Origin of the sequence: Klebsiella terrigena (assembly GCF_012029655.1) — a bacterium.
Lineage (GTDB): Bacteria > Pseudomonadota > Gammaproteobacteria > Enterobacterales > Enterobacteriaceae > Klebsiella > Klebsiella terrigena.
The window spans coordinates 1-19,229 of sequence record NZ_CP050508.1 but is presented as its reverse complement, the minus strand read 5'-3'; the positions used below and the strand labels follow the sequence as shown (position 1 = coordinate 19,229).

Sequence of the window (19,229 nt, the reverse complement as noted above, 5' to 3'; positions counted from 1 at the left end):
GGTTTTAATTACGGCGATGTTGTCTACTTTTTGAATAAAACATAGACAACAACAATGCTACCCATTTCCAGCCTGCAAAAATGTCAGCGTATTCATATGTAATTTAATGATTTTTAATACGAAACAGAGGTTTGATAATCCCCTCTGTTACGGGAATAGAGGTCTACTGGTGATCTACAAATCTATTGCTGAAAGATTGCGTTTACGGCTCAATTCATCGGATTTCAACATCGGCAGCCCGCTGCCGGGAGAGAAAAAGCTGGCGCAGGAGTTTGGCGTCGCGCGGATGACCATTCGCAAAGCCATCGACCTGCTGGTGAACTGGGGGCTGGTGGTGCGTCGCCACGGTAGCGGCACCTACGTTGCGCGCAAAGACGTGCACCATGAAACCACCAACCTGACCGGCCTGGCCGAGGTGCTGCGCCAGCAGGGGAAAGAGGTGGTCAGCCAGGTGCTGATTTTCGAGGTGATGCCCGCGCCGCCCGCGATTGCCAGCCAGCTACGGATTCAGATTAACGAACGGATCTATTTCTCACGACGCGTGCGCTACGTGGACGGAAAGTCCCTGATGCTGGAAGACAGCTATATGCCGGTCAAACTGTTTCGTAACCTGTCGCTGGTGCATCTCGAGGGGTCAAAATTTGACTACATCGAGAAGGAGTGCGGGCTAACGATTAGCGGTAACTATGAGAGCCTCTCTCCGGTGCTGGCGGACAAGCAGCTGGCAAAATCGATGAATGTCCCTGAGCAGACGCCGCTGCTGCGCATCACCTCGCTCTCCTACAGCGACAGCGGCGAATTTCTCAATTATTCCGTTATGTTTCGCAACGCCAGCGAGTATCAGGTGGACTACCACTTACGCCGCGTCCACCTCGATAGCCCGTTAGCTCATCCCCCAGAACAGCACGGCGAGGAGCTGCGGGGTGATGATGCGTAAAAACATCACCAGCGGGTAGACCGTGGCATAAGACAGCGCCGCCGCACCGCTGGTGGCGTGCAGGTTGTTGGCGAAGGCCAGCGCCGGGGGATCGGTCATTGAACCGGCCAGCATGCCGCAGAGGGTCAGATAGTTCATCTTCAGCAGCATTCGCGCCAGAACCCCGACCGTCAGCAGCGGAATGGCGGTAATGAAAATACCGTAGGCTATCCAGCTCAGGCCGTCGCCGTGGGTCAGCGTCAGGATGAAATCACCGCCCGACTTCAGGCCAACCACCGCCAAAAACAGCACGATCCCAAGCTCGCGCAGCGCAAGGTTGGCGCTGGGCGGCATAAACCAGTACAGCTTGCCGATGCTGCCGATTCGTCCGAGGATCAGCGCCATAATCAGCGGCCCACCGGCCAGGCCCAGCTTAAGCGCAACGGGAAAACCGGGAATAAACAGCGGGATAGAACCCAGCAGCACCCCTAAACCAATGCCGATAAAGACCGGCAGCATCTGCACCTGCTGCAGTTTTTGCTGCGCGTTACCCAGCTCAGCGGCAACCGCGTCAATCGCCTCCGGGCGCCCCACCAGGTTAAGAATATCGCCAAACTGCAGGCTGGCATGGCTGCTGGCCACCAGCTCCACGCCGGCGCGATTAAGCCGCGAGATAACCACGTCATAGCGCTGCTTATAGTTGAGATCGCGGATTTTCTTGCCGAGGATCTTCTCGCTGGTCACCACCACCCGTTCAACTTTTAGATCGGTACCGCGGGTAGAGAGCGAGGTGGAGACCTCCTTGCCGATAACCAGCTGCGCATTGTGTAAATCCTCCGGGCGCCCCACCAGATGCAGAAGGTCGCCGGTCTGGATAAGCGTGCCCGGAGCCGGGACCATCAGCAGCTCATCGCGCTTCAGACGCGAACAGATCAGCCTGTCGCTGTTGAGCATCGGCACATCCTGAATCGCCATATTATTCAGGTTAGGGTTTTCTACGCGGACGTTAATGGTCTGCAGCAGCGCATGACCGTTACCGCTGCTCTCATCAAACTGCTGGGCCTCTTCGTCGACGTTGACGCGAAAGAACAGGCGCACCAGCCACATGGTGAGCAAAATGCCGCAAATACCAAACGGATAGGCCATGGCATAGCTCATCCCCATCTGGTCTACCACGTCGAGCGGCACGCCAAGGTCGCGCAGGATCTGCTGCCCGGCCCCCAGCGCCGGGGTATTGGTGACTGCCCCGGAGAAAATACCGAGGACTATCGGCAGCGGAATATTAAAAAGCTTATGCAGCACGGCGGTCACCAGGCCGCCGAGAATAACGATGAGGATGGCAAAGAGGTTGAGCCGCAGCCCCGAGACGCGCAGAGAAGCAAAGAACCCCGGCCCGACCTGGATACCGATGGTGTAAACGAAGAGGATCAGGCCAAATTCCTGAATAAAGTGCAGCATGGGGCCGCTGAGGGTCACGCCGGCCTGGTCGACAAAGTGGCCGACGATAATACCGCCAAACAGCACGCCGCCAATGCCAAAACCCACGCCGCGAATTTTGACATTGCCGATCCACAATCCGACAACCGCAACCAGCGCCAAAACGCTGACGGTCAATGCTATATCACTCATCGTATTTTCCCTGTGAATAACATTAGTAATTACAGGGATTATGGCCCAAGCCTCCGGGCCTGTATGCAGCCTGGCGCACAATAATCAGCGGGTCATCGAAAGTGCGTAGAGGCGATTTCTGTCGCTCATTTCAACGCTGCAGGGCAAAAAAAAGCCCCGACGGATCGAGGCTTTGATGAGGGTGTCAGATTAGCTGTCGAGCGCCGGACGCTCGCTAATGGCAATCCGCTGCGGGATGACCGCTTCCGGCTCATTGCGGGTGAGATCGATATGCAACAAACCGTTATTGAAGGTGGCTCCGGAGACTTCCATATTTTCGGCCAGCGTAAAGCTGAGGCTAAAGGCCTGGCTTATCAGCCCCTGATGCAGCCACTTGGTCTCTTTTTCCGCCTGCTGCGGCGTGCCTTTCACGCTCAGGCGCGTCCCTTCCAGCTGAATATCCAGATCTTCCTGACGGAAACCGGCCAGCGCAAGGGTAATGCGATAGTGGTTATCGTCGCTTTTTTCGATGTTATAAGGGGGGAAGCTCTGGCTTTCACCGGCGGTTTGCAGCGCATTGGCCAGTTTGTCAAAACCGATCCATTGACGCAGCAGCGGGGATAAATCGTAGTTACGCATAATGTGTTTCTCCTTCTAAGAAGCGAGTGAATACCGCGGGTTGGTTAACCCGCACGTGCTCCCTGACGGCGAGCAAGTTTTAATATCGGGCCGCGCGGGCGACCCGACGGGATTAGTTGATTTCGATACGGCGCGGTTTATCCGCTTCCGGGATCACGCGTTCCAGTTCGATATACAGCAGACCGTTCACCAGGTTTGCGCCGCGAACGTGGATGTTTTCCGCGATCTGGAATTTACGCTCAAAGTTGCGCTCGGCGATGCCCTGATAGAGGTAGGTTCGCTCTTTCGGCTCACCGGCGTGGGCACCTTTGACGATCAGCAGATTGTCCTGAGCGGTGATCTCCAGTTCGCTTTCGGCAAAGCCGGCAACGGCGATCGCAATGCGGTAATGGTTTTCGTCTACCAGCTCGACGTTGTACGGAGGGTAGCCGCCATTGCTCTGGCTCTGATTGTTTTCTAACAGATTAAAAAGGCGGTCAAAACCAATAGCAGAACGATACAGCGGAGAGAGATCGAAATTACGCATAATAAATAGCTCCTGAAATCAGCGAGAATTTTATGACCTTCCATCATGGACAGGTCGTTATTACCCGGAATACCCCGCAGGCGTATTCTCATCGGGCCACGTTTCTAAAATGGGTTTCCCGGCGCGTTTTTCAAGACGAATGCCGCAATTTTTTTTGCAGTTTGCCGACGATTGCTTAGACTGGGGGGAGCACAAAAGGCAAAATGCGATGCCAGCCACAGTGCGGCGCAATAACGCTATGCATTCAGAGGATGGCTCGATATAACCGATAAATGGTTACCTCAATGCCCGAAACAATAATGGAAGAATGATGAAAAGCGGTCTGTTAAAGCTGGTCCTGTTCGGCGGAATGGTAGGCTTGAGCGGTTGCTCCAGCGTGATGTCTCATACCGGCGGCAAGGAAGGAACCTACCCGGGAACGCGAGCCAGCGCGCAGATGCTGGGCAACAGCGATGCCAACTGGGGCACAAAATCCCTGGTGGCACTAGATATGCCCCTCACCGCGGTGATGGATACGCTGCTGCTGCCGTGGGATATGTTCCGTACCGATAGCTCGATAAAATCGCGCGTAGAAAAAAGCGAAAAAGAGACGCTGGCGACCAATTCGGTTATCCCGCCAGCATCAATGACAACCCCTTGATCTAAGGCGTAACTTCGGTGGTCCACAGCTGACGATAACCGTCCACCTCCGCCATCCATGCCAGATATTTGCCATCCGGCGAAAAGACGATCGCATCCGCTGAAGGCGCGCTTTCTCCCTCGTCCGTCAAAAAGGTCACCGCCCCCGACCGCGCGTGGCAAAGCGCAATCCGATTCTCCAGCACACATCCCAGCCATTCGCCCGACGGGTGCCAGTTAAACGCCGACTGAATATCCGAACGATTAGCGGTGAGCTGCCGCAGGCCGCTACCCTGCGGCGAAATCAGCCACAGCTGAACCACGCCGGCATCATCGCGCATCAGAAACGCAATCTCCGTCGCCTGCGGGTTAGCCCGCACCCAGTGGCGCGGCGCGGTGGCTAATCCGGGATAGCGGCGCTGGTGAGTAAAGGTCAGGCGTCGCTGCATCACGCCGGCTGGCGGCGCGGGAAGCGTCGTCTCGGTACCCGCCAGCGGCGCATCGCCCTGCTGCTTCCAGCCTTGTTCGCTATCCGGCAGGGTGACGATAAACAGCTCGGGGACCTTTTCACCCTCTGCCGATCGCGTGTCGCCGATAAAGGCCAGAGCGTGATTACCGACCCAGCCCTCTTCATAAGCGCGGTTGATTTCATCGCTGCCCGGCGTCGGTTCAGGCGTCGTCCGGCTGACCAGCACGCACCAGTGGCTGCCGCTGTACTCACGCGGATGCTGCCCGCGCGGTACCACCGGGCCATAGGGCGCCGCCACCCCAACGTTGCGCAGATCCAGCGCCGGCGAGCGCTCGTGCATCACGTGATCGTTATAGGTAAAGCTGACCAACTGACCATCAGGACTATAAACATGGACGTGGCTGCCGCCGCGCAGCGCGCCTGCGGTATAGGGAGCGGTGATATCCATCGCATCGAGGTTACGGCACTCCCCCTGAAACGACACCACGCCGCGGCGGTGGTGGAAATCATACCGCCAGCTCTCATCCGGATGTTCGGGTCCGTGAATAAAAACGTAGGCATCTTTCGTTGGATGAACGGTCACCACGCCAACGTGGGCGCCCTGCTGCGCGCGATAGATTGTCTCTACCGCGCCGGTGTGGACGTTGACCCGCTCAATCGTCTCCCCGGTGAAGGAGGCCCCGGACGGACGGACGTCAAAAACCAGCCACTGGCTGTCCGCAGTCCAGACGCGCGTATTGGTCAACTGATGATGGCGAGAGGCAAAAGTGATTTGTTTCATAGAGCTACCCTGATGCACGGCGTTCGCATCAGGGTATAGTATCGGTAAGAATTAGCCTACACGTTTAATATCGCCCACCAGCACGATGTAGGAAAGTGCGCCAATCAGGGCCACGACGGCAATATAAACCAGGGCAGGCGCAAAGCCATATCCCTGTGCCAGGTAGCCGATGACCAGCGGAACGGTGATCCCGCCCAGGCCGCCGACAAAGTTAAACACGCCCCCGGTCAGCCCAATCAGGCGCATCGGCGCCAGCGATGACACCAGTGACCAGGTGATAGACGCAAAGCCGTTGCCAAAGAAGGCGATAGCCATCAGGGTCATAATCCACACCGGATCGTTGGTGTAATTCGCGCCGATAATACAGGTCGATATCAGCAGCCCACAGATAATGGGCGTTTTACGCGCGGCGCCCAGCGAGACGCCTTTTCGCACCAGACGGTCCGCCAGCCAGCCCGAGAGCAGCACGCCAACGAACGCGGCAAGGAACGGAACCGTGGTCATAAAGCCCGCTTTTAGCGCGGTGATCCCCTTTTCCTGAGTCAGGTAGTTCGGGAACCAGGTCAGGAAAAACCACAGCGTGGAGGTGACGGCAAACTGCCCGAGATAGACGCCGACCAGCTTGCGATGGAATACCAGCTTCCAGTCGGCTTTGGTCATCGGCTGCCGCGCCTCTTTTTTGGCCGGCGCATCGCCGTCCACCAGGCCGCCGCCATCGCGAATATAGTCCAGCTCGGCCTTGCTGATGCTTTTAGTCAGGCGCGGAGGCTGGTAGACCTTGAACCAAATTAACGACCAGACAATACCGATAGCGCCGGTGACGATGAACACCCAGTGCCAGCTCAGCAGCTCCTGGATCCAGATCAGCAGCGGCGTCAGGAACGCCAGCCCCACAAACTGACCGGAGGTGTAGAACCCGACCGCCGAGGCGCGCTCGTGCTCCGGGAACCAGCTGGTCACCATCCGGTTGTTGGTCGGGAACGCCGGGGCCTCAAAAATACCCGTAATCGCTCGCAGACCAATCAGCGACATCAGCCCCGTAGCAAAGCCCTGAAATAGCGTCGCCACCGACCAGCCAAAAATGGCAATAAAGTAGGTCATCCTCGAACCTACGCGGTCGAGGAACCAGCCGCCGGGAATTTGACACAGCGTATATAGCCAGGCAAAAGCAGAAAAAATATAGCCCATTTCCGTTTTGCTAATACCAAACTCTTCCTGAATATGCGCTGACGCGACGGCAAGATTAGCCCGATCAACGTAGCAAATAACAACGGTAATAAAGATCATAACCAGCGTCAGATAACGACGACGACCGGGTTTTGCAGCAGTTACTGAAATATCCATAGCAATCTGTCTCCAGATTTTGGGCATAGCGAAACCGCTCACCATGCCCTGTAATTTACAGAGGGTTTATTTGAATTTTTTATTAATAACTTAAGCGTAATGCGCTAAATAATTTGTGCCGGGGAACGGCGGCAACTTTTCACACTCCCTGGAGCATACGTTAGTATGTGACTGGGGTAAGAAAATGCAGCCAACGCATCACCAGTGCAAAGTATGACGCGCATTACCATTCGGCGACGGAGCCATCCTCATGACGCCATAATGGATTACGCCAGTCCGGCGCATTTTTACTGAGCTCAATCACTCTGGCTTCATCAATTTCCACACCCAGCCCCGGCTTCGTTAACGGTTTAAAGAAGCCGCCTTCCATATTGAAGTCTTCTTTATTCTTCACAAAGTCGAGCAGCTCCGCGCCCTTGTTGTAGTGAATGCCCATGCTTTGTTCCTGGAGGACCGCATTGCGGGCGACGAAATCGACGTGCAGGCAGGCGGCCAGGGCGATCGGGCCCAGCGGGCAGTGCGGCGCCAGCGCCACGTCATAGGCCTCGGCCATGCCGGCAATTTTATAGCATTCGGTGATCCCCCCGGCGTGCGACAGGTCCGGCTGCAAAATAGCCAGGCCGCCGGCTTCCAGCACCCGTTTAAATTCGAAGCGTGAGAACATACGTTCGCCCGCCGCGAGCGGAATATGCGTTTGCGCCGCCAGTTTTGGATAATATTCAGCCTGCTCCGCCAGTACCGGTTCCTCAATAAATAGCGGACGATACGGTTCCAGCTCTTTAATCAGGACTTTGGCCATCGGCGCGCTGACGCGGCCGTGGAAATCAAGACCAAACTCAATTTCATTGCCGAAGGCTTCGCGGATTTGCGCCACGGTATTGACCGCTGCGTCTACCGCCCGGGAATTATCAATAACCCCCATCTCTTCGCAGCCGTTTAATTTGAAGGTATCAAAACCAATTCCGCGCAGCTTTTTAATACCCTCGATAACTTCCGCCGGGCGATCGCCGCCAACCCAGCTGTAGGCTTTAATTTTGTCCCGCACCAGGCCGCCCATCAGCTGCCATACCGGCGCATTCAGCACTTTGCCTTTAATATCCCACAGCGCCTGATCGATACCGGCAATGGCGCTCATCAAAATAGGGCCGCCGCGATAGAAACCGGCGCGGTACATCACCTGCCACAGGTCGTTAATACGCGCCGGGTCCTGGCCAATCAGGTACTCCCCCAGCTCATGTACCGCTGCTTCGACGGTGCGCGCGCGCCCTTCAATTACCGGCTCGCCCCAGCCAACGACGCCTTCATCGGTTTCAATTTTCAGGAACATCCACCGCGGCGGTAAACGGTAAGTAGTCAGTTTGGTTATTTTCATTGCATAGCCTCTCGATACGCTTTAACAAATTCGGCAGCCTGGCGGGCGGTGCGTTCAACGGACTGTCCGGCACGATAAAGATCGCTCCCCAGTCCGGCACCGATACAGCCGGCATCAATCCATTGCGCCAGGTTCTCCGGCGTGACGCCACCGACGGCGAAAACGGGGACCTCTGACGGTAAAACGGCCTTCAGCGCCTTGATGTAATCCGGGCCAAAAGCGGAGGACGGAAACACCTTCAGGGCTCTGGCACCCGCATCGAGCGCGGTGAAGGCCTCGGTGGCGGTGGCGCATCCGGGACAGACGGTCATGCCGTAGCCCACCGCGCGGCGAATCACTTCGCTTTGAACGTTGGGCGTAACGATCAGCCGACAGCCCATCTTCGCCAGCTCGTCAACCTGCTCCGGCTGCAGCACGGTGCCTGCGCCAATCAGCGCCCGATCGCCAAACGCCTCGACGATGGCCGGAATGCTTTGCTGCCAGCGGGGCGAGTTCAGCGGAATTTCGACGGCATCGAATCCCGCGTCGATAACGGCGCCCACGTGCGCCAGCGCCTCTTCCGGCGTGATGCCGCGCAGAATTGCGATCAGCGGAAGCTTAGTTTGCCACTGCATATATGATGCTCCTTATACCTGCCTGAAATGCGGTATCGCCGGAAACGACCGTCGCCTGACGACCAAATGTGGCCAGCGCCTGCTGGTAGCGGTTCGCCAACGCCTCTCCGGCGACGATGGTAATCTGCTGGCCAATCACGCTTTCGCTCATGGTGGCAACCTCAGCGCCAATCAGCAGACCGGATAAAAACTCGCTGACGTGCTCGCGCGGCAGCGTGCCGAGAACGTGCGAAGCGCGAACCTGAAAGAGCTGCGCTAAAACGGCGGGCGAGTTCAGCCCGCGCTCGAGGCCGGCAGAAAAGGCCGCAGCGGAAGTTTCCTGCGGTGGGAGACCGGCGCCCACCAGCGAGTGTTGCAGCAGTAAATGGTGCAGTTCGCCGGTCATCACGGTGCGAAAATCAAGAATTTGCTCGCGGTCGGCCTGCACCCATTTGCAGTGGGTGCCGGGCATCACATAGACCGATGAGGGGGCGATCGCGCGCGCGCCGAGCAGCTGCGTCTCTTCGCCGCGCATCACGTTGCGGTTATCGTCCCGGGAGACGCTAAGGCCGGGAACGATCCAGATATTGTCGCCAACGGCCGTTAACTGTTGGCAAATCGCGGAAAAATGGGCAGGAACCGGTAAGTAAGGAGCGATTTTCCAGCCCACGTTGCTGCCGACCATTCCCGCCATCACCGCTGGCGTGACGTCGTCGCGCCAGCCTTCGGTTATCTCACTAAACACCGCCGCCGGGGATCTGCCGTTGAGGCGGGTTACGCCAGCTTCCGACTGCCTGCTCTCCAGGCATCTGTCGCCCTGAAAAAGCCAGGCGCGCAGGTTGGTCGATCCCCAGTCAATTGCGATGTAGCGAGATGTCATGTGATTTCCTTCAGCCTTCGTGTTGAGCTGGCGATCATGGTGAGCGCCGCCTGCTCCGCCGCTTCGCTATCCTGATGCCGGATGGCATCAAACAGCGCCTTATGTTCCTGGAGGGTCTTCGGCATATTGCCTTCATCTCCCATCCAGGTTCGTTCAAATACCGCTCGCTGCAGCGAGCTGATTGCCACGCTCAGCTGCTGTAACACCGGGTTATGCACCGACTGCAGCACCGCTTCGTGATAGCGAATGTCGGCTTCGTTAAACGCATCCCGGTCCTGGTTATTGGCAATCATCTCGTTCAGCGCATCTTCAATTTGCGCCAGATCGCTGGAGGTCGCGCGTTCAGCCGCCCAGCGGGCGATGGCCGGTTCCACCAGGTTTCGCACTTCGCTCATCGCGCCAATCAGGCGCGGGTCATAATCGTTCTCCAGCACCCACTGCAGCACCTCGGTATCAAGGTAGTTCCAGTGGTTACGCGGCGAAACGAAGGCTCCGCGATAGCGCTTCATCTCAATCAGCCGCTTCGCCATCAGCGAGCGAAACACTTCCCGGATAATATTGCGCGACGTTTCAAACTCTTCGCACAGATCCGCTTCTGCCGGCAGCGCCGAGCCGGGAACGTATTTACCGCCGACAATCTGGCGACCCAGCGTCATGATGATGCGATCGGTTTTGGTCAGGTTCATGGCACGTCCTCTAAGAAAACACTCTGCCTTACTTTACCCTGACTGCCGGTTTTCGCCTCATCTTTGCAGTACAAACGTGATGCTCTTCGTTGTCTCACGTGGTGCATAGTAGTACTAAGTTGTAATGTTGTACTACAATTTAGATCACAAAAAGAACAATTGATAAGATAAAAAAAGCGCGAACCGGCTGGTCGCTGCTTAAAGGGAGTGGTGGAACGGAGAGCTGGGCGGGGAAAGAGGCTTAGAAGGCTTCGCCAACCTGGAAGTAGAAACCGCTGCTGCCTTTACCGATGCCGTAGTCGAGGCGAATATTGACCCGAGGTTTGAATTCAAAGCGATAGCCAACGCCGGCCGTCGGTAGCCAGCGGCCGTTGTTTAGCTCATCCACGGAGGGACCCATGGTGCCGGCGCCCACCCAGGCCACAATACCGTGACGCCAGGTCAGCTGACGGCGATATTCAAGCTGGGTGCTGACCACGTTTTTATCGCGGTAGCGCCCCTGGTAATAGCCGCGCATCCGTTCGTCGCTGCCAAGCAGCGGCAGCATGCTCCACGGCACGTCTCCCTGAGTCAATACGCCATCGGCCTCCCAGGCCAGCACGCTTTTTTCGCTGAGCGCCTGGTAGCGGCTGTAGTGCAGGTGAAACTCATCGAACCGCGTATCGCTCCCGAGCCCCGGGGCGTAGTGGGTATAGCGCAGGTTGGCATACTGGCCCTTGCGCGGGTTCGGGACAAAATCACGATCGTCCCAGCTCAGATCGATACTGACGCCGGAGCTGAATACCGACGGCCCCTGCGGGGTACTTTCGATTTTGGGCAAATCGTTTTGGTCCAGCCGATCGGCGTTCTGTGCCGCCAGCGACCAGCCGACGCCCAGATAAACGTTGTCCACCAGCTGTCGGTACAGGGTTGGCCGCAGCGTCAGGACCTGAGCGGTATACTTTTCCTTATTGCCGTCATCATCGGCGGCGGCAAAGCCCTGGCCCCAGTAGTAGGTTGGCGTGTTGGCCAGCGATCCTTCAAGAAAGACGCGCCACCGATCTTCGGCAAAAAAAGCGTAGTTTTTCACGCTGACGCCGAAGGCGCCGGTTGAGCTGGCGTAGCCGCTGAGGGTTAAGGTTGAGTTCTGGCTGGCCGTATCGCTGGGATCGGGGCGGTACATACCCACCACCGCGGTGCCTATTCCCAGACCCAGCTCGGGAGTGTAAAACGGCCCGGGCATCACGCCCCAGTCGATACCTTTAGCGGCATCAAATTTATCGCTGGCTCCCAGCGTCTTCAGCCAACCGTCTATTTTGTCACGGCTGAGCGCCTGTGCCTGCACCTGCCCGATAAAAGAGCATGTGATCCAAAACAGAATGCCGCCGCGTAGCGTACTCAACAGCGATGCTCTCCAGTGAAAAAAGTCAGGGCCGACAAAGTGAAACCGCATCGTGTCTGAGTATAGTTGCCATCCAGCTTTACTCTTTGAAGCCGATACAGATTTGCGTAAACAAGGGCAGGAGAATATAGAGTTTTCGATTCGAAATGAGAGGGTTACGTGCGAATTTACGCTAAAAAATGAAAATACAGGCGGCTCAGGCCCGGGTTTGCCGGGCCTGAAGATAAATCAGGATAAAACGTACTTCTCAATGGCCCAGGCCACGCCGTCTTCAAGGTTTGATTTGGTAATAAAGTTTGCCGCTTCTTTCACGGTCGGTATCGCGTTATCCATCGCCACGCCGACGCCGGCGAACTCAATCATCGCGATGTCGTTTTCCTGATCGCCAATCGCCATGATCTCTTCCTGCTTGATATTCAGCGCATCGGCCAGCGACTTCACGCCGGTGCCTTTATTGACCCGCTTATCGAGGATCTCGAGGAAATATGGCGCGCTTTTCAGCACGGTATACTTCTCTTTCACTTCAGCCGGGATACGGGCGATGGCCTGGTCCAGAATCACCGGCTCATCAATCATCATCACCTTCAGCAGCTGGATATTGGGATCCATATTTTCTGCTTCACAGAAGACCAGCGGGATGGTTGCGACGTAGGATTCATGCACCGTGTAGTAGCTCACATCGCGGTTAGCGGTATAGAGCGTATTGCGGTCAAGCGCATGAAAGTGGGAGCCGACGTCGCGGGAAAGCTGTTCCAGATAGCGGTAGTCATCATAGCTCAGCGCAGTTTGCGCGACAGTGCTGCCGTCGCTTGCCTTCTGCACTAACGCACCGTTGTAGGTGATGCAGTAGTCTCCCGGCTGCTCCATGTGCAGTTCTTTCAGGTAGCTGTGCACGCCGGCATACGGCCGACCGGTGGTCAGCACCACGTTGACGCCGCGCGCGCGGGCCGCGGCAATCGCGGTTTTAACGGCAGGAGAGATGGTATGGTCTGGCAGCAGAAGCGTGCCGTCCATATCAATTGCAATCAGTTTAATAGCCATGAGATCCCCAGGTAAGATGAGTCCTGACTCATGCTAACGCGATTCCGCTCAAAAAACAGCAACAGAAGCCAGGGAAAACGGGGATGGGTTGGCCAGGGGGATTCCCCTTTTCCGGCCAAAAAAAACCCGGATGACGCCGTTGAGCGTGCATTCCGGGTTTATCAAACGCTTACCCCGGTCAGCGAAGCGCTATACCGGGGAATTTGCGGCTTAGATATCGATATTCGCCGCTTTCAGGGCGTTTTCTTCGATAAATGCGCGGCGCGGTTCAACGGCGTCGCCCATCAGGGTGGTGAACAGCTGGTCAGCGGCAATCGCATCCTTAACGGTTACGCGCAGCATACGGCGGCTATCCGGGTCCATGGTGGTTTCCCACAGCTGGTCCGGGTTCATTTCACCCAGGCCTTTATAGCGCTGGATAGAGAGCCCGCGGCGGGACTCTTTCACCAGCCACTCCAGCGCCTGCTCAAAGCTGGCAACCGGCTGACGGCGTTCGCCGCGTTCGATAAACGCGTCGTCTTCAATCAGGCCACGCAGCTTTTCGCCGAGGGTGCAGATACGACGATACTCGCCGCCGGTCACAAACTCATGATCCAGCGGATAGTCGGTATCGACGCCGTGGGTACGGACGCGAACAATCGGCTCGAACAGCTGCTGCTCCGTGTTTTCATGAACATCAAACTTCCACTGGCTGCCGTGCTGCTCGTTTTCGTTCAGATCGGTCACCAGCTTATTCACCCAGCGGGTTACGGCCTGTTCGTCCGACAGCTCAGCTTCGCTCAGCGTTGGCTGATAGATAAGCTCTTTCAGCATCGTTTTCGGGAAGCGACGCTCCATGCGGCCAATCATTTTCTGCGTTGCGTTGAACTCGGCAACCAGCTTCTCTAACGCTTCGCCAGCCAGAGCCGGGGCGCTGGCGTTGGTGTGCAGGGTGGCGCCATCCAGGGCGATGGAGATCTGGTACTGATCCATCGCTTCATCGTCTTTGATGTACTGTTCCTGCTTGCCTTTCTTCACTTTGTACAGCGGCGGCTGCGCAATGTAGACGTGGCCACGCTCAACGATTTCCGGCATCTGACGGTAGAAGAAGGTCAGCAGCAGGGTACGAATGTGTGAACCATCGACGTCCGCATCGGTCATGATGATGATGCTGTGGTAGCGCAGCTTATCCGGGTTGTACTCGTCGCGGCCGATACCGCAGCCCAGCGCGGTGATAAGCGTAGCGACTTCCTGGGAAGAGAGCATCTTGTCAAAACGGGCCTTCTCGACGTTGAGGATTTTACCCTTCAGCGGCAGGATAGCCTGGTTTTTACGGTTACGGCCCTGCTTGGCAGAACCGCCCGCGGAGTCCCCTTCCACAAGGTACAGTTCGGAGAGCGCCGGGTCGCGTTCCTGACAGTCAGCCAGCTTGCCCGGCAGACCGGCCAGGTCCAGGGCACCTTTACGACGGGTCATTTCACGGGCACGGCGTGCCGCTTCGCGCGCGCGCGCGGCATCGATAATTTTGCCTACCACGATCTTGGCGTCTGACGGGTTTTCCAGCAGGTATTCGTTCAGCAGTTCGTTCATCTGCTGCTCTACCGCGGTTTTCACCTCGGAGGAGACCAGCTTGTCTTTGGTCTGCGAGGAAAACTTAGGATCCGGTACTTTCACGGAAACGACGGCAATCAGGCCTTCGCGGGCATCGTCGCCGGTGGCGCTGACTTTGGCCTTTTTGCTGTAGCCTTCTTTATCCATGTAGGCGTTCAGGGTACGGGTCATCGCCGCACGGAAGCCCGCAAGGTGCGTCCCGCCGTCGCGCTGCGGAATGTTGTTGGTAAAGCAGTAGATATTTTCCTGGAAGCCGTCGTTCCACTGCAGCGCAACTTCAACGCCGATACCGTCTTTTTCGGTGGAGAAATAGAAGATATTCGGGTGAATTGGCGTTTTGTTCTTGTTGAGATACTCAACGAACGCCTTGATGCCGCCTTCGTAGTGGAAGTGGTCTTCTTTACCGTCACGCTTATCGCGCAGGCGAATGGAGACGCCGGAGTTCAGGAACGACAGCTCGCGCAGGCGTTTGGCCAGAATCTCATATTCGAATTCGATCACGTTGGTGAAGGTTTCGTGGCTCGGCCAGAAACGCACCTGAGTACCGGTAGCATCAGTGTCGCCGGTAACCGCCAGCGGTGCCTGCGGCACGCCGTGCACGTAGGTTTGCTGGTGGACTTTGCCTTCACGGCGGATCAACAGTTCCAGCTTCTGCGACAGGGCGTTAACTACAGAAACGCCTACGCCGTGCAGACCGCCGGAGACTTTATAGGAGTTATCATCGAACTTACCGCCCGCGTGCAGGACGGTCATGATGACTTCGGCAGCGGACACGCCCTCTTCCGGGTGAATACCGGTCGGGATGCCACGGCCATCATCGGTAACGGAGACGGAGTTGTCGGCGTGGATCGTCACCACGATATCTTTACAGTGACCCGCGAGCGCTTCGTCGATAGCGTTATCCACAACCTCGAATACCATATGGTGCAGGCCGGTGCCGTCATCCGTATCGCCGATATACATACCCGGGCGCTTACGCACCGCATCCAGCCCTTTCAGGACTTTGATACTGGAGGAGTCATAAGAATTCGACATCAACGTTTCTCGCTCATTTAATCTTGGGTTAATCCGTTATTTTACCCTTTTCCACGGTGAACATCTTCGAATTTTTGTCCGACATGTCCATTACGTGCTCAGCGCTTATTGCGCTGACGAAAACCTGCGACTGCGTGGCTTTTAAGCGGCTGGCAAGCAGCCCGCGCCGCGCGTCATCAAGTTCCGAGGCAAAATCATCTATCAGATACAGACAGCGTCTCCCGCTTTCGCGGGTTAAAAACTCGCCCTGTGCCAGCCGTAGCGCGCACATCAGGAGCTTGAGCTGTCCGCGTGACAAGGTATCTTCGACCGGCGCACCATCGGCACGTATGCGGAAATCCGCTTTGTGCGGGCCGTGGGCGGTATAGGTCAGCATGCGGTCACGCTCGAAGTTTCTCTCCAGTACCTCAGCGTAATCCGTTTCTTTTTCCCAGCCGCGCTGGAAGGAAAAGGTCAGAGAGAATTCAGGTAAAAACTGCTTACAGGTATCCGCCATGTCTTCGACGATAGCGGCGCTGTAGTCAGCACGCCAGCGGCTAATCTGCTCCGCCAGCGGGATCAGCTCCAGATCCCAGGGCCGAATTTGCGCATAGCGGCTAACCTGACGCAGCGCGGCGTTGCGCTGCTTCAGCAGGCGCTTCAGGTTGCTCCAGGCGGTAAAAAACCCGGTTTCATTGTGAAAGCATCCCCAGTCAAGGAAGGCTCTTCTGTATTTGGGGCCGCCGTTGAGCAAAGTAAACCCTTCCGGCGTAATCAGCTGCATCGGCATTAAATGCGCCAGCTCGGCCACTTTGTGACCATCGGTGCCGTCGATCCGCACCTTACTGTCGCCGAGCTTGTCTTTAGTCAGCCCGATGGCGACTTCACGCTCGCCATCCTGTAAGCGCCCGTGCAGGATAAATGACTCCTGCTCATGGCGGATGACGCGACCAATTTGCAAACTGCGAAACGCCCGACCGTGACCAAGCGTATAAATGGCTTCGAGCACGCTGGTTTTGCCGCTGCCGTTGGCGCCAACCAGAAAGTTAAAGCCGGGAGATAAGGCAAGATCCGCATTTTCGATATTGCGGAAGTCTTTGATGAGTAATCGGGATAGCGACATATCAACTCATAGCCAGGGCGTTATCGTCGCAGCCAGTTTCAACGCGGACTGCGCACAGACCCTGGAGCGTACACGAAGTACGTGACAGGGGCGAGCACAGCCCAGGTTGAAAATGGCAAGTAAGATAGCCCGATATTCTTTACAAGCGCATAGGCATGACAACGTAGGCTGCCGATTGCGACGCCGCATCCTCAATCTGCACGCTCGACACCGAATCGGTCAGTAAAATACGCACGTTTTCGCACTTCAGCGCATTCAGCACGTCCAGTACGTAGCTGACGTTAAAGCCAATTTCCATCTCGCTGCCGGAATACGAAACATCGAGGATCTCTTCCGCTTCTTCCTGTTCCGGGTTATTGGCGGTGATTTTCAGCTGATTTTCGCTCACGTAGAGACGCACGCCGCGGAACTTCTCGTTTGAGAGAATTGCCGCCCGGGCAAACGCCTGCTTGAGGATATCGCAGCCGGCATCCAGATGCTTATCCGGATTCTTCGGCAGCACGCGGCGGTAGTCAGGGAAACGACCGTCAACCAGCTTCGACGTAAAGATGAAGTCACCGACGTGGGCGCGGATGTTGTTGCTGCCAATCTGCACGCGCAGCGGCGTATCGCCACCGTCGAGCATGCGCATCAGCTCAATCACCCCTTTACGCGGCACGATCACCGAATGGTTAGGCAGCGATTCACCCAGCGGCATAGAGCAGACCGCCAGGCGGTGCCCGTCGGTTGCGACGGTGCGCAGCTCGTCGCCTTCGGTCTCAAACAGCATACCGTTTAAGTAATAGCGAACGTCCTGGTGAGCCATTGAAAACTGGGTGGCTTCAATCAGGCGCTTCATCGTCGCCTGCGGCAGCGTGAATTCAACTTCGCTCTGCCAGTCGTCGAGATTAGGGAAATCAGCGGCAGGAAGCGTCGACAGCGAGAAGCGGCTGCGCCCGGAGCGAACCAGCATCCGATCGCCTTCCAGCTGCACGGCGATCTCAGCCCCTTCAGGGAGGCCACGGCAGATATCAAAGAATTTACGTGCCGGAACCGTCGTTGCGCCCGTTTCATGCGGTTGCATCAGCGCAACGCGCGCCACCATTTCCATTTCCAGGTCCGTACCGGTGAGCGACAGCGCGCCTTCCGAGACCTGAAGCAGCAGGTTACCGAGAATGGGCAGCGTCGGACGACCACCTAACGGGCCGCTTACCTGTTGCAGAGGTTTTAATAAATGTTCACGTTCTACGGTAAATTTCATAGCGTCACGAGGATAATGTTCTGATTAAATTGGAAAAATCTTCTTTGATATCGTGGCTTTCTTCACGCAGCTGCTCAATCTTACGGCAGGCGTGCAGCACGGTGGTATGGTCACGGCCGCCGAACGCGTCGCCAATTTCCGGCAAACTGTGGTTCGTCAGCTCTTTAGCCAGCGCCATCGCCATCTGACGAGGACGCGCCACCGAGCGGGAGCGGCGCTTGGAGAGCAGATCCGCCACCTTAATTTTATAGTACTCCGCCACCGTCTTCTGAATATTGTCGATGGTGACCAGCTTTTCCTGCAGCGCCAGCAGATCGCGCAGCGCTTCGCGCACGAAATCGATGGTGATCGCCCGGCCGGTAAAGTTGGCGTTAGCGATAACGCGGTTCAGCGCCCCTTCCAGCTCACGTACGTTGGAACGTAAACGCTTGGCAATAAAGAAGGCTACTTCACCCGGCAGACGAATGTCGTTTTCGTCCGCTTTTTTCATCAGGATCGCCACGCGGGTCTCCAGCTCAGGCGGCTCGATCGCCACCGTCAGCCCCCAGCCGAAGCGTGATTTCAGACGATCCTCAACGCCGTTGATCTCTTTCGGATAGCGATCCGAAGTGAGAATGATCTGCTGGTTACCTTCCAGCAGGGCGTTGAAGGTGTGGAAAAACTCTTCCTGCGAGCGCTCTTTATTAGCAAAGAACTGAATATCATCGATCAGCAGGGCGTCTACGGAGCGGTAGTAGCGCTTAAATTCTTCGATCGCGTTGTTCTGCAAGGCTTTAACCATGTCCTGAACAAAGCGCTCGGAGTGCATATAGACCACTTTGGCGTTCGGTTTGCGCGCAACGATGCCGTTACCGACCGCGTGCAAAAGGTGGGTTTTACCCAAACCGGTGCCGCCATAAAGGAATAACGGGTTGTAGGCGCCGCCCGGGTTATCCGCAACCTGGCGCGCCGCCGCGCGGGCCAGCTGGTTAGACTTACCTTCGACAAAGTTATCAAAGGTATGCTTGACGTTGACGTTAGAGCGGTAGGTCGGTTCCGCCGGCGCCGGGACGTTATCCCAGCCTGGGCGGACGATCGTCGGCGCCACGCGCGCCATCTGAACCTGCGCGGCCGGTGCGGCTGCCGCGACGTTATTTACCGCGCCGCGCTGCGGCTGTACCGCCGGTTTAGTGCCGACTTCAAAGCGCAGCTGTGGGGCATCAGCACCGCAAAAATCATTGAGGAGTCCATTGATATTATTGAGGTATTTATCCCTTACCCAATCGAGCACAAAACGGTTTGGCGCATACAGTGCCAGCGTGTTATCGCTCAGTTCCGCCTGCAACGGGCGTATCCACATACTAAATTCTGTGGCTGGTAACTCATCCTGCAATCGGGCAAGACACTGCTGCCAAAGCGAAAGTGACAC

The 19,229-nt window shown here is 56.7% G+C and carries 17 protein-coding genes and 1 other annotated feature; of the genes, 2 read left to right on the top strand and 15 right to left on the bottom strand.

The window, feature by feature from the left end; all coding sequences use genetic code 11:
* The first annotated feature begins 169 nt into the window (after window positions 1–169).
* Window positions 170–937: a GntR family transcriptional regulator gene (locus tag HCK03_RS00085; protein WP_041143319.1), complete on the top strand. Its 768-nt coding sequence runs from the start codon at window positions 170–172 to the stop codon at window positions 935–937.
* On the opposite strand, the gene HCK03_RS00080 is transcribed toward HCK03_RS00085, so the two are convergent.
* The 3 genes from HCK03_RS00080 to ibpA form a co-directional block, all read right to left on the bottom strand.
* Window positions 884–2,545 (bottom strand): putative transporter, encoded by a 1,662-nt coding sequence (locus HCK03_RS00080; protein ID WP_135183792.1) that lies wholly within the window; start codon window positions 2,543–2,545, stop codon window positions 884–886. The genes HCK03_RS00085 and HCK03_RS00080 overlap by 54 nt on opposite strands.
* Before the next feature lie 189 nt (window positions 2,546–2,734).
* Window positions 2,735–3,163 carry a small heat shock chaperone IbpB gene (gene ibpB / locus HCK03_RS00075; RefSeq protein WP_041143321.1) on the bottom strand — a complete coding sequence of 143 codons (429 nt, stop codon included), beginning with the start codon at window positions 3,161–3,163 and terminating at the stop codon, window positions 2,735–2,737.
* Window positions 3,164–3,275: 112 nt separating this feature from the next.
* Window positions 3,276–3,689 (bottom strand): small heat shock chaperone IbpA, encoded by a 414-nt coding sequence (gene ibpA / locus HCK03_RS00070; protein WP_041143322.1) that lies wholly within the window; start codon window positions 3,687–3,689, stop codon window positions 3,276–3,278.
* Window positions 3,683–3,757, bottom strand: a sequence feature (ROSE (Repression Of Heat Shock gene Expression) occurs in the 5'-region of heat shock genes and acts as an RNA thermometer to modulate expression.). Its footprint overlaps the gene before it by 7 nt.
* Before the next feature lie 239 nt (window positions 3,758–3,996).
* On the opposite strand from ibpA, the gene HCK03_RS00065 reads away from it, so the two are divergent.
* Entirely contained in the window at window positions 3,997–4,329 is a 333-nt protein-coding gene (locus HCK03_RS00065) for a YceK/YidQ family lipoprotein (RefSeq protein WP_115191639.1), read from the top strand.
* A gap of 1 nt (window position 4,330) precedes the next feature.
* Here the strand turns inward: HCK03_RS00065 and HCK03_RS00060 are convergent, their stop codons facing one another.
* The 12 genes from HCK03_RS00060 to dnaA form a co-directional block, all read right to left on the bottom strand.
* Window positions 4,331–5,557: a DUF3748 domain-containing protein gene (locus HCK03_RS00060; RefSeq protein ID WP_167690993.1), complete on the bottom strand. Its 1,227-nt coding sequence runs from the start codon at window positions 5,555–5,557 to the stop codon at window positions 4,331–4,333.
* Window positions 5,558–5,608: 51 nt separating this feature from the next.
* Complete coding sequence (locus HCK03_RS00055; protein ID WP_167690992.1) at window positions 5,609–6,946, bottom strand: MFS transporter; 1,338 nt, start codon at window positions 6,944–6,946, stop codon at window positions 5,609–5,611.
* 178 nt (window positions 6,947–7,124) lie between these two features.
* The gene (gene dgoD / locus HCK03_RS00050; RefSeq protein WP_041143326.1) at window positions 7,125–8,273 is read right to left on the bottom strand and encodes a galactonate dehydratase; all 1,149 of its coding nucleotides are present in this window, start codon (window positions 8,271–8,273) and stop codon (window positions 7,125–7,127) included.
* On the bottom strand, window positions 8,270–8,887 hold the full coding sequence (locus tag HCK03_RS00045) for a 2-dehydro-3-deoxy-6-phosphogalactonate aldolase (RefSeq protein WP_167690991.1): 618 nt from the start codon (window positions 8,885–8,887) through the stop codon (window positions 8,270–8,272). Before HCK03_RS00045 ends, dgoD begins: the two co-directional genes overlap by 4 nt.
* Window positions 8,871–9,746, bottom strand: coding sequence for a 2-dehydro-3-deoxygalactonokinase (locus HCK03_RS00040; protein WP_167690990.1), 876 nt, complete (start codon window positions 9,744–9,746; stop codon window positions 8,871–8,873). Before HCK03_RS00040 ends, HCK03_RS00045 begins: the two co-directional genes overlap by 17 nt.
* Window positions 9,743–10,432: a D-galactonate utilization transcriptional regulator DgoR gene (gene dgoR, locus HCK03_RS00035; RefSeq protein ID WP_041143329.1), complete on the bottom strand. Its 690-nt coding sequence runs from the start codon at window positions 10,430–10,432 to the stop codon at window positions 9,743–9,745. The genes HCK03_RS00040 and dgoR overlap by 4 nt, the downstream gene beginning before the upstream one ends.
* Window positions 10,433–10,673: 241 nt before the next feature.
* Window positions 10,674–11,813 carry a BamA/TamA family outer membrane protein gene (locus HCK03_RS00030; protein WP_228283755.1) on the bottom strand — a complete coding sequence of 380 codons (1,140 nt, stop codon included), beginning with the start codon at window positions 11,811–11,813 and terminating at the stop codon, window positions 10,674–10,676.
* A gap of 228 nt (window positions 11,814–12,041) precedes the next feature.
* Window positions 12,042–12,854: a sugar-phosphatase gene (gene yidA, locus HCK03_RS00025; RefSeq protein ID WP_041143331.1), complete on the bottom strand. Its 813-nt coding sequence runs from the start codon at window positions 12,852–12,854 to the stop codon at window positions 12,042–12,044.
* Window positions 12,855–13,064: 210 nt separating this feature from the next.
* Entirely contained in the window at window positions 13,065–15,479 is a 2,415-nt protein-coding gene (gene gyrB / locus HCK03_RS00020; RefSeq protein WP_041143332.1) for a DNA topoisomerase (ATP-hydrolyzing) subunit B, read from the bottom strand.
* A gap of 28 nt (window positions 15,480–15,507) precedes the next feature.
* Complete coding sequence (gene recF / locus HCK03_RS00015) at window positions 15,508–16,581, bottom strand: DNA replication/repair protein RecF (RefSeq protein ID WP_041143333.1); 1,074 nt, start codon at window positions 16,579–16,581, stop codon at window positions 15,508–15,510.
* Between the two features lie 139 nt (window positions 16,582–16,720).
* Entirely contained in the window at window positions 16,721–17,821 is a 1,101-nt protein-coding gene (gene dnaN, locus HCK03_RS00010; protein WP_076947911.1) for a DNA polymerase III subunit beta, read from the bottom strand.
* Between the two features lie 4 nt (window positions 17,822–17,825).
* Window positions 17,826–19,229, bottom strand: coding sequence for a chromosomal replication initiator protein DnaA (gene dnaA / locus HCK03_RS00005; RefSeq protein WP_041143335.1), 1,404 nt, complete (start codon window positions 19,227–19,229; stop codon window positions 17,826–17,828).

What these genes read in the sequence shown, in the direction of transcription:
- HCK03_RS00060 (WP_167690993.1), bottom strand. Translation starts at nt 5,557, where the DNA reads ATGAAACAAATCACTTTTGCCTCTCGCCATCATCAGTTGACCAATACG.
- HCK03_RS00065 (WP_115191639.1), top strand. Translation starts at nt 3,997, where the DNA reads ATGATGAAAAGCGGTCTGTTAAAGCTGGTCCTGTTCGGCGGAATGGTA.
- HCK03_RS00055 (WP_167690992.1), bottom strand. Translation starts at nt 6,946, where the DNA reads ATGGTGAGCGGTTTCGCTATGCCCAAAATCTGGAGACAGATTGCTATG.
- HCK03_RS00080 (WP_135183792.1), bottom strand. Translation starts at nt 2,545, where the DNA reads ATGAGTGATATAGCATTGACCGTCAGCGTTTTGGCGCTGGTTGCGGTT.
- dnaN (WP_076947911.1), bottom strand. Translation starts at nt 17,821, where the DNA reads ATGAAATTTACCGTAGAACGTGAACATTTATTAAAACCTCTGCAACAG.
- ibpB (WP_041143321.1), bottom strand. Translation starts at nt 3,163, where the DNA reads ATGCGTAACTACGATTTATCCCCGCTGCTGCGTCAATGGATCGGTTTT.
- dgoR (WP_041143329.1), bottom strand. Translation starts at nt 10,432, where the DNA reads ATGAACCTGACCAAAACCGATCGCATCATCATGACGCTGGGTCGCCAG.
- ibpA (WP_041143322.1), bottom strand. Translation starts at nt 3,689, where the DNA reads ATGCGTAATTTCGATCTCTCTCCGCTGTATCGTTCTGCTATTGGTTTT.
- gyrB (WP_041143332.1), bottom strand. Translation starts at nt 15,479, where the DNA reads ATGTCGAATTCTTATGACTCCTCCAGTATCAAAGTCCTGAAAGGGCTG.
- recF (WP_041143333.1), bottom strand. Translation starts at nt 16,581, where the DNA reads ATGTCGCTATCCCGATTACTCATCAAAGACTTCCGCAATATCGAAAAT.
- dgoD (WP_041143326.1), bottom strand. Translation starts at nt 8,273, where the DNA reads ATGAAAATAACCAAACTGACTACTTACCGTTTACCGCCGCGGTGGATG.
- yidA (WP_041143331.1), bottom strand. Translation starts at nt 12,854, where the DNA reads ATGGCTATTAAACTGATTGCAATTGATATGGACGGCACGCTTCTGCTG.
- HCK03_RS00040 (WP_167690990.1), bottom strand. Translation starts at nt 9,746, where the DNA reads ATGACATCTCGCTACATCGCAATTGACTGGGGATCGACCAACCTGCGC.
- HCK03_RS00045 (WP_167690991.1), bottom strand. Translation starts at nt 8,887, where the DNA reads ATGCAGTGGCAAACTAAGCTTCCGCTGATCGCAATTCTGCGCGGCATC.